This window comes from Dysgonomonas sp. 521 (genome assembly GCF_010501055.1).
Lineage (GTDB): Bacteria > Bacteroidota > Bacteroidia > Bacteroidales > Dysgonomonadaceae > Dysgonomonas.
In genome coordinates this window covers 41,835-56,622 of record NZ_QVMO01000040.1, presented here as the reverse complement: position 1 = coordinate 56,622, position 14,788 = coordinate 41,835, and the positions used below count along the sequence as shown (strand labels likewise).

Below are 14,788 nucleotides of genomic sequence, written 5' to 3'. Positions count from 1 at the left end.
ACCAAATATTGGTGATTCTCTTGATAAAAAGAATAATTCCCGGATGGTAGCATACTTGCATTTTATGCCTGTTTACTTCTTTGAGCCATGAGTTTTCAAAAACAATACATTATGTCAAAAGTAATCAAATTTGAAGAAATTCATGCCAATGGAGCCGGTATAGATATCGGTTCGCGTGAGATTTATGTTTCCCTTGATGGGTTGCAAGTAGTGAAGTTTAAGACTTTTACCAGCGATTATCATTTATGTTGTCAATATTTGAAAGACAATGGTATCAGTTCAGTGGCCATGGAAGCTACAGGAGTATATTGGATGAGTTTATACTCGATATTGGAAGACAATGGGCTGAAGGTCTGCCTTGTTCATCCACGGGAAGTTCAGCAGGTAAAGGGTCGCAAGACAGATGTAAAAGATAGCCAGTGGATTCAAAAATTGTATTGTGCAGGCCTGTTGCGTGAAAGTATCGTTGCAAAAGGTAAGCTCAAAGAGTTGCGGGTTTTGGTTCGCGAACGCATGGACTTGATAGATATGGGTAGTACTTATGTTAACAAGATGCAAAAATATCTGGAATTGATGAACATTAAATTACATAATGTTATCTCCCAAATCCATGGAGCCAGTGGGCTTCGGATTATAAAAGCGATCTTGTCAGGTGAAAGGGATGCCCATAAATTGGTGCTCTTATGTGACAGCCGGATATTAAACAAAAAACGGGAAGAAGTAAAAAAATCCCTTGAAGGTAACTACAGTGAGTCCTATTTATTGTGCCTGGCAGAAAATCTTAGTTTATGGGAAAAACACCAACAAATTATTAACAGCATGGAACAAGCCATTGGTAGCCTATTGGATGAAATCAATCAGGATAATACCCATATTGTAGTAACAAGTAAGAGCCAACCCTCGCGCCACCATAATCCGCAGATTGAGGATTTACATAAAACCATGGTTCAGTTGTATGGCGGGGTAAACCTGACTACCATAAGTGGAATTAATGATAGTACAATGCTCCGCTTATTAGCTGAAGTAGGCAACGATATGAGCCGCTTTCCGACAAAGAAGCATTTTGTAAGCTGGGTTGGTTTAAGTCCTAAGAGTAAACAGAGTGGGAAAATGAAAAAAAGAATAAAATCAAAGTCTAATAATGCCGGACTGATCTTCAGGCAATCGGCTCAAAGTTTGTTGACAAGCAAAAACAATGCTATCGGAGCCTTTATCAGACGGATAAAAGGAAAGAAAGGATCCAAAGTCGCTATTAAAGCTGGTGCTCGAAAAATAGCAGAGGCTTTCTATAATGCTCTCACCAAAGGTGCTGATTATGTAGAAACAGGAGCTAACAAATATATTGAACAGGTCAATGCTAACGAAATAAGACTTATGGGTAAACTAGCTAAAAAACACAATTTTATGATTGTCAAAACGGATATAATTTAAATGACGTCATTGGTANCGAAATAAGACTTATGGGTAAACTAGCTAAAAAACACAATTTTATGATTGTCAAAACGGATATAATTTAAATGACGTCATTGGTAACGGAGTGAATTGAATTGAAAATCGACGGAGTCAAAATCGACGGAGTCAAACATCTCGTATCTGGTAGGTCGAGATTCTTCGTTGCACTCAGAAACAACGTTCGCCGAAGCGAAGGCGAGGCAATGACAAAGAGAGTAACAATTTGATAGAGATGTTTTACTTTTGAGACACCCTCTTTTATTTATTTAATAAAATTTCTGTTTTACCATGCAAATAACGGATATTCTTTCATTATAGCATTCACTTTCTCACGTACGGATTTTATGGTCTGCTCATTTTCCGGATTGGAAAGTACGGTATCTATCATTTCCACTATTTCTCCCATCAGCGGCTCTTTGGCTCCGCGTGTGGTAATGGCCGGAGTACCGAATCGTAATCCTGATGTCAGGAACGGGCTGCGGCTATCGAATGGAACCATGTTTTTATTTGTAGTGATATCTGCTTCTACCAGCGCTTTTTCCGCTACTTTTCCTGTCAGTTCAGGGAATTTAGGGCGCAGGTCTATCAGCATGGAGTGGTTGTCTGTACCTCCCGATACCACTTTATAACCTTTGTCGGTAAAAGCCTTAGCCATTGCGGCAGCATTGGTCTTTACCTGTGTCTGGTAAACTTTATATGAAGGGTCTAGTGCTTCGGCAAACGAAACGGCTTTCGCAGCTATTACATGCTCAAGAGGCCCTCCCTGAATACCGGGAAATACAGCAGAGTCGAGCAGAGCCGACATCATGCGGATTTCTCCTTTCGGCGTTTTCTTGCCCCAAGGATTTTCGAAATCTTTGCCCAGAAGGATTGCGCCTCCGCGTGGGCCACGAAGCGTTTTGTGAGTTGTAGTAGTCACTATATGTGCATGAGGCAGCGGATTGTTCAATAAACCTGCCGCTACAAGTCCTGCCGGATGAGCCATGTCTACCATAAAGATAGCCCCTGTTTCATCGGCAATCTTACGGATGCGCGCATAGTCCCAGTCGCGTGAATAAGCGGATGCTCCCGCAATTATTAGTTTGGGCTTCTCGGTACGGGCCACTTGTTCCAGTTGCTCATAGTCTACCTGCTCCGTATCTTGTCTTACATTGTATTCCAGTGCATGGAACATCAACCCCGAAAAGTTAACGGGAGAACCGTGTGAAAGGTGTCCTCCGTGCGAAAGGTTCAATCCCAGAAACTTATCTCCGGCTTGCAGGCAGGCAAGAAATACGGCGGCATTAGCCTGCGCACCCGAGTGTGGCTGTACGTTTGCCCATTCGGCGCCGAATATTTCTTTCAGGCGGTCGATAGCCAGTTGTTCGCTGAGGTCTACTATCTCGCATCCCCCATAATATCTTTTACCCGGATAACCTTCGGCATATTTGTTGGTTAAGCATGAGCCCATTGCCTCCATTACTTGCTGGCTGACGAAGTTTTCCGAGGCTATTAACTCTATTCCTTTCAGTTGTCGCTGATATTCCCTTTCGATAATATCAAAAATGGCTGTATCTCTTTTCATAAACGGATAAAATTATGAGGTAAATAAATTATCGGACAAAGGTAACTATTTTAGTAATTTGAATAATAGTCTTTCTTCTATTAATTTTTAAGATTTAAATTCAAGTTTGTATCTTAGCCGACAGAACTTATTATTAGAGTCTGTTTAAATTTTACCAAAATATAAGAGTTTATATTCAATAAGATTATATATGGTTTATTCTCTGTGATTTAATTGCCTCCTGCTTTAGCTGGAGGATAATAGTCTAATCAGATAATGGCTTTAGCCAAAATGTTTTGACTAAAGTCGTTTTCTATCTGTATTATTATCCACGACTTGAAAGTCGTGGCAACTAAAACTCCTAAAAATATGCATCTTACTCTTTTATTGAATATAAACTCTATTTTATTATTAATTCTTTTTTCGTTCATTTTTAGTTTCTTTTTGGCTATTTTTTTCATTCTCTCAACTCAACCAGAGGTTACAGGAGCGAAGCGTATGTAAATAAGCATCTCTAAAACATCTCTAAAAATTGGAACGAATAAAATTTAAACAGTTACTATGAAAGAAGATGATAAGTGATGGAAAGTATTTATTGCAACATAATACTCGTTCTTGTCATGCTGACGAGAGGAAGCATCTCTTGTCTATTTTGCTTTTGAGAAACGAGATCCTTCGTGCCTCAGGATGACAAAGAGAATGTTGCGTTAATTATTAATGCGAATCAAGGGTTAAAAAACACAGTAACTTATTGTCCCGAAGGGACTGAAGGTGGATAACCACGGGCAAAACCCGTGGCAGGGACTGGCTGGAAAATATGTCTCTGTAGGAGGCAAATAGCAAAAATAAATGCCATTCGCCTCCTACGGAGACGGCCTCTCCCTATCCGATTTTTCCACGGGTTTTACCCGTAGTTATCCATGATTAGCCCACTTCGTGGACTTAGAATCCTGACTGCAAAAGAGAAGATTGATTTATAATAGTATACTTCAATCCGGAGCAACCCTTGATTCGCATTATTATAGATTACTTAACTGTATTTATTCCGGAGAAAAATTATCTTATACAGGTAGTCTTGTTGTAGGGGAGGGGCTGCGCAGAAATAGACAGTATAGAAAATATAGGAAAGAAAAAGGTTACATTATAAAACAATAAAAAAGTGTCACCTTTGTCACTTTTTTAGTAAAATCAGATACCGGAATTTTTTAATATAAGTGATGAATCCAAAATATATCAGGAGTAAATACGTTTTATATAAAGCTTTTGTAAGGTTAAATGAAACTGTTCGAGAATAATAAGACATTATTGAGGTATCTCTTTATTGCTGTAGCTATCCTTATCGTGATGGCTTCACTTGTTGTATCTCATTTTCTGGTCGAAAACCTGTCGAATGAAGAGCGGAATAAGATTGAAATATGGGCGGAAGCAACAAAGGAAATGGCCAGTAATACGGAGAATCTGAATATGAATCTGGTTGCTCAGATACTGAAAAGCAACACCACCATTCCCGTAATATTATATGACAAGAAGGTAAACTTCTATACCTCGGCCAATATCGAGTTGCCTGAAACTGACGATCAGGCGTTCTTAAAGAAGAAAGCCGACGGTTTCAGGAAAAAGCACGAACCTATCATTATCGAGGTAGAAGACTTCGACCAGTATATTTACTATGACGATTCGTATACGCTGAAGCAATTGCAATTGTACCCGTATGTGCAGTTAGGGGTACTGTTTATCTTTATGATTACAGCTTTCTTCGCCTTGTTTACTACGATGAAGATGGAGCAGGATCGCCTTTGGGTAGGGCTATCCAAAGAGACGGCGCATCAACTGGGCACACCTATATCCTCCCTGTTGGCATGGTTGGAATATCTGAAATTGAAAGAGACCGACCGGGCCATTGTAAACGATATGGAGAAAGACGTGAACAGGCTGCAAATGATAACAGACCGTTTTTCCAAGATCGGTTCCACCCCGACACTGGATAAGGAAGATATGACGAATATCGTAGAGCGGTCAATCTCATATCTTGAAAAGCGCATCTCAAGAAAGGTGGTTTTCTCATTGGCTTTACCCGGAACGGCTCTCTATGCCGAAGTGAGCGAGCCGTTGCTAAGCTGGGTAATAGAAAACCTGACCAAAAACGCGGTGGACGCGATGGGAGGGCAGGGTAAGATAACATACACATTATCAGAAAAAGGGAAGATGATCTGTCTGGAAATAGAGGATACGGGAAAAGGCTTACCCAAATCGAAGTTCAGGACAATCTTTAATCCCGGATATACGACAAAGTCGCGTGGCTGGGGGCTTGGGCTTTCATTAGCCAGGCGGATAATCGAATCTTATCATGGAGGCCGCATCTATGTGAAATCATCGGAGATCGGTGTCGGTACAACTTTTTGTATAGAGTTAAAAAAGGTTGAATAGTGTTGTGATGAAAGACGGAAGTCTTTGCAAGCCGGAGAATTTTCTTATTTTTGTGGCAATTCGTTCAAATTTTAACAATTCTTTAAAGCCTGATGACTAAATTTTCAAAAGCCTTTTGGGTTGCCAACACTGTCGAGCTGTTGGAGCGGTTGGCGTATTACGCTATTTTCATTTCACTAACCTTATATCTTTCCAGTATCTGGGGATTTAATGACGTGCAGGCGGGTGTTATAGCCGGCTGTTTTTCTGCGTTGTTGTATTTCCTTCCCACATTTGTAGGGGCATACTCCGATAAGATAGGCTTCCGGAAAGCCATAATGATAGCCTTCGCCCTCCTTACCATAGGATACTTGGGGCTGGGAGCCGTGCCTACCCTTCTCGAAGGTGCGGGACTGGTACAATACGGGGCTGCCAATGCTGTCGGTCTGGGTGCCGACGCGAAAGATTCCAGCTGGATTATAGAGACGTTCCGTTCTTTCTTTACTTCCATAGGCGTAGGAAACTTCGATCGGTTGACCACATTTACGGGGTTGAGGGAAAGCGTTCAGCAATGGACTATTGTTCCCATCCTGCTTTTCATCGTAGTCGGAGGCGCTTTTATCAAGTCCGTGATTTCGGGTACGGTAGCCAAGGAAACAACGGCGGAAACCCGTGCCAGGGGATTCGCTATATTCTACATGATGGTAAATATAGGCGCCTTTACGGGAAAGACAGTTGTAGACCCGCTTCGTAAGAGTATTGGGGATCAGGGGCTTGTTTACCTGAACTATTTTTCGGCTACAATGACCTTGATTGCCTTGGTGGTTGTCTTCTTTATGTATAAGTCTACCCAGACAGCGGGACAGGGAAAGAGCCTTTCCGAAATATGGCAGGCCTTGATTAAGGTCTGTAAGAACGGGCGCCTGGTTGCCCTTATACTTATTACCAGCGGATTCTGGATCGTGCAGCAGCAGATGTATGCTTCCATGCCTAAGTATGTGATCCGTATGGTAGGGCAGGACGCGTCTCCGGGATGGATAGCCAACGTAAACCCGCTTGTGGTATTCCTTTTGGTTAATCTGGTAACTACCATAATGAAAAAGAGGTCGCCTTTGTCGTCCATTATGGTGGGTATGTTCATTATTCCTTTGTCAGCCTTGATAATGGCTACGGGAAATATGATGGGTAATGACCCTATTTCGTTGTTCGGGCAGGTAACCATACATCCCATTACCCTTATGCTGATTGTCGGGATCGCTTTTCAGGCTCTGGCCGAGTGCTTTATCTCGCCGCGTTTCCTCGAGTATTTCTCTTTGCAGTCGCCCAAAGGGGAGGAGGGACTTTATCTGGGGTTCAGCCATCTGCATTCGTTCGTCTCATCATTAGTCAGCTTTATTGTAGCCGGATTCCTGCTTGAGGCATTTTGCCCCGATCCTCTGTCAGAGAGGTTTGCCAATTCGACAAACTTTGCGGCGGATTACGCGGCGGCAACGGCTAACGCGCACTATCTGTGGTATGTCTTTTTTGCCATTGGGCTTGTTTCGGCTATTGCCCTTGTGATATATGGGCAGGTGGTGAAACGGCTGGACGATAAATCAGTTAACAGTTAACAGTTAACAGTCAGCAGTCAACAGTTAATAGTTGGCGGTTGATAATTAACGATTGGAATAGGAAGGAGGCTGTACAGAAAGCCTCTTTTTTATGCAGTAAGGGGAATAGATATAATCAGTTTCTCCATAAAAATACTTGTGTTTTCAATATTTAGCCTATTTTTACGGAATAATTCTTAACAAAATACTTTATGGAAGAGTTCTTGATCTTTATAGTTTTTGTGATATTGATTGCTATAGCTGTTGTGCCGATAATAATATTAAGCAAGGTAGGTTCGATAAATCGCAGCATAGACTATCTGAACAGCGACTTATCAGCGCAAAACAGAAAGCTGTGGGAACGGCTTCAACAATCAGCATCGAAAGAAGAAATTAAAGAGATTCTGGAAACACTGAAAGAGATAAGGGAGAAGGGTGCGCCCATATCTACTCCTGAAGCACCTCCCGTTATTGAATATGTAAAAGAAGAAACTCCGAAACCGGAAGAGCCGGAGATGCCTGTTGCTGCCGGTCGGACCTTACCGGAGCCGGAAAGACAACCTCAGATAGAACCTGCCGTAGAATCGGTAGAAACGCCGGAGATAGAAATCGTTAAGGAAATGCCGGAAGAACCTGTTACAGCAGATGAGCAACTGCCAACAGAGGAGGTTCCTGTGGAAACAGAGGAAGAAGTAAAGGAAGAACCTGTTGTACCTATACCTCACGAAGAAACTCCTCCTCCATTCGCGGCTTTTGGACGGACTGAACCGGAAGAAAAGGTTGTAGTGGAAACTCCTCCTCCGTATAAATTTCCGCCAATAAGGGAATCTTCCCCTGTAGAAAGCAATGTAGAGGAAGAATATGATAGTGATTTGGATAAGAACTTTATAGAAAGAATACTGGGTGATAACTGGCTGAGCAAAGTTGGAATTGTAACACTGGTACTGGGTATCGCTTTCTTTGTAAAATACGCCATAGACCAGGACTGGATCAATGAAGTAGGACGTGTGGGTATCGGCTTGCTTACAGGTGGTATCATTATCGGCATAGCCCATAAGTTGAAAGCGAAATATCATGTCTTCTCATCCATATTAGTCGGGGGTGGTATATCGGTGTTCTATATTACGATAACGCTGGCATTCAGGGAATATGAACTCTTTAGCCAGACAGTGGCCTTTGCCATCCTTATCGTCATAACGATATTCTCCGTTATCTTATCCTTGCTGTACGACCGTAAGGAACTGGCGATTTTCTCCCTGCTGGGCGGATTCGCTTCGCCATTGATGGTAAGCACGGGAGCGGGGAACTATATCGTACTGTTCTCATATATATTCATACTGAACGCGGGAATGCTGGTCGTCTCGTTTGTAAAGAAATGGCGTGTTATCGGCATTATCTGTTATGCTCTTACGCTCGGATTTTTCTGGACATGGCTGTTGACGACAACTCAGGAGTACGATTTCAGGCTTGTGACATTATTTGCCGTGCTATTCTTTATCCAGTTCTATCTGCTGGCTATAATAGACCATTTGAAAACAGGCCCGAAAGTTACCGCTTATCAGGTATTCCTTATCCTAAGCAATAATCTGCTTGTATTCCTTGCCTGCATATACGTGTTTAACGATTACGAATATGATGTAAGAGGTATCATTACCATAGCGCTGGCGGCATTGAACGCCCTTGTTATGCTGGCTCTGTTCCGTAAGAGCGAGGTAGACCGCACGCTTATTTATTTGCTGATAGGCATTGTGATGACATTTGTCAGCCTGGCTATCCCGATACAGCTTCACGGGCATGTGATAACGATGTTTTGGGCTGCCGAAATGGTCATACTGCTTCTCTTGTGGCAAAAATCGCGGATACAGGTATTCAGTATAGGGTTTATTATAATCAGCGTATTGACTATCATTTCGTATGCTATCGATTTACAACACAACTATGCTTATGACCTGGAACTGACCGTTGGTCTGAACAGGATATTTATTACAGGCCTTGTGGTTATGGCAGCTTTTATCCTGAGTTCTTTCCTGCTAAAGAAGGAAGATCCGGACGATATGATTGAAATCAGGGGAGTTGATACATTCTCTATTGGGTCAATTATTGCCACATTCAGGATATTTGTAATCGGTTTAACATTCCTTGTCCCTTATCTGGAACTGAATTATCAGCTGGGACGTTTTACCGATGGGGAATATACGTCCAGTTTCAGATATCTGGCTATGGCAACTTATATTACGGTTTATATTGCTGTATTATCTTTGGTATATCGGAAGAAGATGGCTTCCGGCTCTTTGGCTTATGTCCTTTTCTTTATTGCAACGGGCGTATACGCGGTGGTTTATTCTTATCTGGCAATAGAGTTGAGGTTCGATATATTCCTTGCGGGAGATTACAGTCCAAAATATTTCCTTATTCACTATCTGTCTTTACCGGCCGTGGCCCTTGTCATTTATTTACTGGTAAGAAATATAAAGAAACTGCATGAAGAGTGGTTTACTCCGTTCTGCTGGGGACTGGTTATTGTTTCGGTAATTATCTTGAGTATTGAGTTAGATCATACCGTTATATCCCTGTTCGGAAATGAAGGTAATTACGATTCGCTATTGTACGATGTACATACATTCGGCTATCCTATCCTTTGGGGTGTCATCGCTATGGTGTTGATGGTATGGGGGCTGAACAGCAAGGAAGTGGTGTTGCGGAAAATATCACTGATATTCTTCGGGATAATCATCATTAAATTCTATGCCTATGATGTATGGCGTATGTCGCAGGCAGGCCGTATTGTGTCGTTTATCGTATTGGGAGTAATATTATTGTTGGTTTCATTCCTTCAACAGAAGATAAAAACATTGGTAAAAGCGGATGAGGAAGAAGAAACAAAATAGCCCCTCCAACCTCCCCGAAGGGGAGGCTTCTCCCCCTATGGGGGATGGAAGGGGGCCTAATCTGTAATTGGAATACGATGAAAAAAATAATATTTACATGCTTATTATCCTTTTTGGTACTTCATATTCAGGGGCAATCGGTCTGGCAGGCGAGTGTCCGCCCGGTGGAGGCGAAAGGGTATTATAATATAGAACTCGACCAGCCTGTAATCGCAAAATCGGCTAAAAAGGATTTGTCGGATTTGAAGATATTGGACAGCAAGAATAATGAGATTCCTTATTTCCTGCGTTCGGTAAGTCCGGTACAGGAGGTTAGCCGTTTTGAAAACTACGCCTTGAAGCAAAACCTGGTACAGGATAGCCTGAATGTGGTGGTTGTAGACAATGCCGGACAGGAGGATATAGACCGTTTTTATATCGTTATCCGTAGCGCCGATGTAAACAAATATGCAAGCGTAAGGGGCAGTAACGATTTGTCGCAGTGGTATATTGTAAAGCAGAAGACGGCCATTTCGGGTCTGGGATATAAGCAGGCGAATAACGAAGAAGTACTGTTGCTCGATATTCCGCAGGGGAACTATAAGTATTACGAAATAGAGATAGAAAATAATCAGAAAAGCCCTCTGAAGATTTTGCGGGTTGGGAAATTCGAAAATTCCAGTATCTACGGGCAGTTTACCGAAATCGACCCGGGAAAATTCGTAAAGAAGGATAGTACGGACAAGAAGACCTATATCCGTTTTCCCGATATACAGGATACGTATAAAATCAACAGGTTGGAGATCACTGTTCAGAATGACGCTTTCTATTTACGCGATGCCGTTATGTTTGATACCATTATCAGGCAGTCTTTCAATTTCAGGTTGTCTTCCAAAACAGATAATTCTTTTTTCGCGGATAATTTTCCTCTGGGCAAGCATACGGTTATCGTCATCGAAAACAATAATAACCTTCCTTTGGAAATTGTATCTGTCAAAGCATACGGGCTGAACCGCTACCTGTGCGCGTACCTCGAAAAAGGGCAGAACTATTATTTGCAGGTAGGCATAACGGAAAACGGCATACCTAAATATGATATTGAACATTTTAAGAACGAGATTCCTATCGACCTCCCTATCGTGAAAACAGACAACCTGCACAGTGTTCCTTATGCCGTAGATACGCCGCAGGAGAGAGAATTGTCGTTAATAGAAAAGCCTGTATTTCTATGGAGCGTAATTATCCTGATCGGCTTATTCCTGACTTTTGTCTGCTTCAAGACGATAAAGGAAATGAGGAAAAAGAAATAGCTGTATTTCTTTATATTCCTGTTGTCTTTTATACTTAAAATTATCTTATAGTATAAAGCTGTAAGTTATGTTGAATGGTAAAAAAGTAACAGCCGAAAACACTGAAAAAAGTGTCACCTTTGTCACTTTTTATTCATAAGCACATGATAAAAAACAGAATAAAAGGTTAGATGCTGTTTGAATTATATTACCCTTACAAGTATGATGTTCAGTTCTATGTGCCACTTTGCGACAATCCGACATAACTCTAATGTTTTTGTCATGTACTATAACTTTCTACATGTTTGTTTTGTAAATGTTAAATAACTCTTATACTTCTATTCAAAATATTGTATCTTTATACCTTGCTAAATAACCTGAATATTTAATAACATAATACAGCTTAATAAACTATGGATGTAAAGATAGAGCAGAGTTGGAAAGAACAGTTGAAAGATGAATTTGAAAAAGATTACTTTGTAAAACTGACTGATTTTGTGCGGGAAGAATACAAAACAAAACAGATATTCCCTCCAGCCAAACTGATATTCAACGCCTTTGAGCATACTCCGTTCGACAAAGTGAAGGTAGTTATATTGGGGCAAGATCCTTACCATAACGACGGGCAAGCTCACGGACTATCTTTCTCTGTACCCGATGGCATGCCTGCTCCACCGTCACTCGTTAATATCTTTAAGGAGATAAACCGGGATTTGGGTATCCCCGTTCCTCAGTCGGGAAATCTGACCCGTTGGGCAAATCAGGGCGTATTATTGCTGAATGCTACACTTACGGTACAGGCACATCAGGCAGGTTCGCACCAGAGGAAAGGCTGGGAGCCTTTTACAGACGCGGCAATCCGCCGGCTGGCAGAAGGAAGGGATAATCTGGTCTTTATTTTATGGGGTGCTTATGCACAGAAGAAAGCCTCCTTTATAGACGGAACCAAGCACCTTGTATTGAAGTCGGTTCATCCGTCTCCGTTATCTGCTCACAACGGCTTTTTCGGAAATAATCATTTTAGTGAGGCTAATAAATATCTTGAATCGAAGGGCATTGCTCCTGTAGAATGGTAATTAGAAATTTGATATTTTAACTGTATGGACGTACTACATACACCCATACAGATAACTAGAAAGAACAAAAATGGCGACAAAATCCTGCCGCCATTTTCATTCTTATAGAAGATATGTTATGAAACTCGTAACGATTTTCCGGCTCTTAATGTAGCTTTTGTTGTGATGTTGTTCAACTTGCAAATTTTACTTACTGTCGTTCCATGTACTCGGGCTATTTTACCCAGTGTATCGCCTTTCTTTATGCGATGATATTTCACTTTGCCGGAAGCATATTTATTCTTAACGTTATCGTTTGAACGGGTAACCGATGAAGATGCCAGATTTCTTACATCAACACCTTTGCGGCTTACGCTGTAGCTGTTGCGTGTCACGGTATATGTATCCCGATGGCATACTTTATTGTCGAAGTCTACTATTCTTGCAGGATTTATCGGGTTGCCGAGGAATCTGATTTCGAAGTGAAGATGAGATCCGGTAGAGCGCCCAGTGTTCCCGCCTAATGCAATCGGGTCGCCTGATTTTACAACCTGGTCTTCTTCTACCAGGAATGCAGATAAGTGCCCGTATACGGTTTCCAATCCGTTAGTATGGCGAAGCGCCAGGTAATATCCGTATCCGCGGCGCTCGTATTGCTTTACGCGTACTTTACCATCGAATGCGGCATAGATAGTATCTCCTACCTGTACTTTCAGGTCTATGCCATAGTGCATACGGCGACGACGGGGGCCAAAGTTAGAAGTAATATATCCCATTGTAGGCATAGTGAAATTAGCCAGGCTCACTTTGAATGTATCTGGAATATTCTCTATCGAACGGTATGCGTTCACATAACGATTATTCCATATACCTCCATAAAGTTCTTCTGCCGGGATTTCATTTTCTCCTAGGATGCGTTCTTCTTGTATTTCTTTAAGTATAGAGAGGTCTCTCTTTATTTTTATTCCGTCTGCGTACAGGTTGGAATTAGGGGTTTGCCTGCTGTGCCTTTGTTTGTAGTTAAGCTCTACTCTTTCGGAGTTGGCTTCTGTTGTCTTTGTTTGAGCAAAACTACTTACTGGTATTAATAACATTGCCGCTACTGGCAAAAACCTTATTCGTTTGAAGCTCTGGATTAAAATGTTCTTACTATTGTTCATAATATAAATTAGATCTCATCACTCGAATACAGATTCGATAATGTGGATAGTTTATAATCAAAAATTTCGTTCTCTTTAAAAAATCGTTTTAGTTCTATTTTTGCCGATTCCGAAGAATCTGAAGCGTGTACAATATTCTCTTGTGAGCTAACCGAAAAATCGCCTCGGATTGTTCCAGCAGTAGCTTCTCTGCCATTAGTAACACCAATAAGGGAGCGTACAACTTTCGCTGCATCTATTCCTTCCCAACATTGGATGATTACCGGACATGCTTGCATGGAGTCTTTTACACGTTGAAAGAATGGCCTGTCTTTCAAGTGAGCGTAGTGTTCAGATAAAATTGTGTCGTCTAATTGCGTCATTTTCATTCCCGCCAGCCGTAAACCCTTTTTTTCGAAACGAGAAATAACCTCTCCTATCAGTGTCCTTTGAACACAAGACGGCTTAAGAATAACAAGGGTTTTTTCCATGTGTGTACTTTGAAAATAAATAAGATTTATACGATATAGACGTCAAATATAAAACATATTTTTATCCGTGCCAACTCAAAAGCCTCTTTGTAGGCAGATTTTAACAGCATTTACACTATGTTTTACAACATGTTTTATTTGAAATCTCTCTAAAAAAGGGAGGTTTTACATATGCGAAGTAATTTTTCTTTAACTAAATATAACGAATATGCGTGTAGTTAATTTATATATATAGCGTTATATCAACTGCTTATATCAATCAGTAGTTGATGAGTTATATGTTCAAAAAAATAATATACTTTTGCAGCGCAAATTACTAAAGGCAAAATTATTAAATAGAGAAATATGAATTCTGTAGGATTATCAACGATATTATTACTGATCGTTTCGAATATGTTTATGACATTCGCATGGTATGGGCATCTGAAGATGGAAAACTATTCATGGTTCAAGTCCCTGCCATTATTTGGTGTAATCCTTTTCAGTTGGGCAATCGCGTTCTTCGAATATTGCTTTCAGGTTCCCGCCAACCGGATAGGTTTTCAGGGAAACGGAGGTCCTTTCTCCCTGATGCAACTAAAAATAATTCAGGAAGTCATTACACTTACCATTTTTGTACTGTTCAGTACGCTGGCCTTTAAAAACGAAACATTGAAATGGAACCACTTAATAGCATTCTTATTTCTTATTGGAGCCGTGTACTTCGCATTTAAGAAATAAGCAAAACCAAATACCCATTAACATTAATAAGTAATGTGAATCAGTATTTCGTTTTGTTTAAATTATGTGTTCTTTCTTTTTTTATCCTGCGCGCAATCACAGATTGCTTACCTTACTTTTGGCCGAAGCTCCAAAAGTAAGCAAAAAAGCATTGCGCCCCGCTTCGCCGTACGACCCACCATCGGCTTGCCGGCTGAATGAAGTGATGATAATCTCATCATTGCGATAATTGGCAGA

At 41.1% G+C, this 14,788-nt stretch carries 10 protein-coding genes; 7 read left to right on the top strand and 3 right to left on the bottom strand.

All coding sequences use genetic code 11. The annotated features are described in order from the left end of the window. The first annotated feature begins 111 nt into the window (after positions 1-111). Complete coding sequence (locus D0T84_RS12390; RefSeq protein WP_163308190.1) at positions 112-1,431, top strand: IS110 family transposase; 1,320 nt, start codon at positions 112-114, stop codon at positions 1,429-1,431. A 304-nt stretch (positions 1,432-1,735) separates the two neighbouring features. On the opposite strand, the gene glyA is transcribed toward D0T84_RS12390, so the two are convergent. After that, positions 1,736-3,016, bottom strand: coding sequence for a serine hydroxymethyltransferase (gene glyA, locus D0T84_RS12385; RefSeq protein WP_163308189.1), 1,281 nt, complete (start codon positions 3,014-3,016; stop codon positions 1,736-1,738). 1,254 nt (positions 3,017-4,270) lie between these two features. Here glyA and D0T84_RS12380 point away from each other — a divergent pair. The 5 genes from D0T84_RS12380 (at position 4,271) to ung (ending at position 12,222) form a co-directional block, all read left to right on the top strand. Continuing rightward, positions 4,271-5,422, top strand: coding sequence for a HAMP domain-containing sensor histidine kinase (locus D0T84_RS12380; protein WP_163308188.1), 1,152 nt, complete (start codon positions 4,271-4,273; stop codon positions 5,420-5,422). A gap of 92 nt (positions 5,423-5,514) precedes the next feature. Further along, positions 5,515-7,011, top strand: coding sequence for a peptide MFS transporter (locus D0T84_RS12375; protein ID WP_163308187.1), 1,497 nt, complete (start codon positions 5,515-5,517; stop codon positions 7,009-7,011). Positions 7,012-7,202: 191 nt separating this feature from the next. Beyond that, on the top strand, positions 7,203-9,878 hold the full coding sequence (locus D0T84_RS12370) for a DUF2339 domain-containing protein (RefSeq protein ID WP_163308186.1): 2,676 nt from the start codon (positions 7,203-7,205) through the stop codon (positions 9,876-9,878). A gap of 77 nt (positions 9,879-9,955) precedes the next feature. Then, complete coding sequence (locus D0T84_RS12365; RefSeq protein WP_163308185.1) at positions 9,956-11,167, top strand: hypothetical protein; 1,212 nt, start codon at positions 9,956-9,958, stop codon at positions 11,165-11,167. Positions 11,168-11,559: 392 nt separating this feature from the next. Continuing rightward, positions 11,560-12,222 (top strand): uracil-DNA glycosylase, encoded by a 663-nt coding sequence (gene ung, locus D0T84_RS12360; protein ID WP_163308184.1) that lies wholly within the window; start codon positions 11,560-11,562, stop codon positions 12,220-12,222. Positions 12,223-12,338: 116 nt separating this feature from the next. On the opposite strand, the gene D0T84_RS12355 is transcribed toward ung, so the two are convergent. After that, positions 12,339-13,295 (bottom strand): M23 family metallopeptidase, encoded by a 957-nt coding sequence (locus tag D0T84_RS12355; protein WP_255495340.1) that lies wholly within the window; start codon positions 13,293-13,295, stop codon positions 12,339-12,341. Positions 13,296-13,369: 74 nt separating this feature from the next. Continuing rightward, positions 13,370-13,831 carry a nucleoside-diphosphate kinase gene (gene ndk / locus D0T84_RS12350; RefSeq protein WP_163308183.1) on the bottom strand — a complete coding sequence of 154 codons (462 nt, stop codon included), beginning with the start codon at positions 13,829-13,831 and terminating at the stop codon, positions 13,370-13,372. Positions 13,832-14,176: 345 nt separating this feature from the next. Between ndk and D0T84_RS12345 the strand changes: the two genes are divergently transcribed. Then, positions 14,177-14,551 carry a DMT family protein gene (locus D0T84_RS12345; RefSeq protein WP_163308182.1) on the top strand — a complete coding sequence of 125 codons (375 nt, stop codon included), beginning with the start codon at positions 14,177-14,179 and terminating at the stop codon, positions 14,549-14,551. Positions 14,552-14,788: the final 237 nt, after the last annotated feature.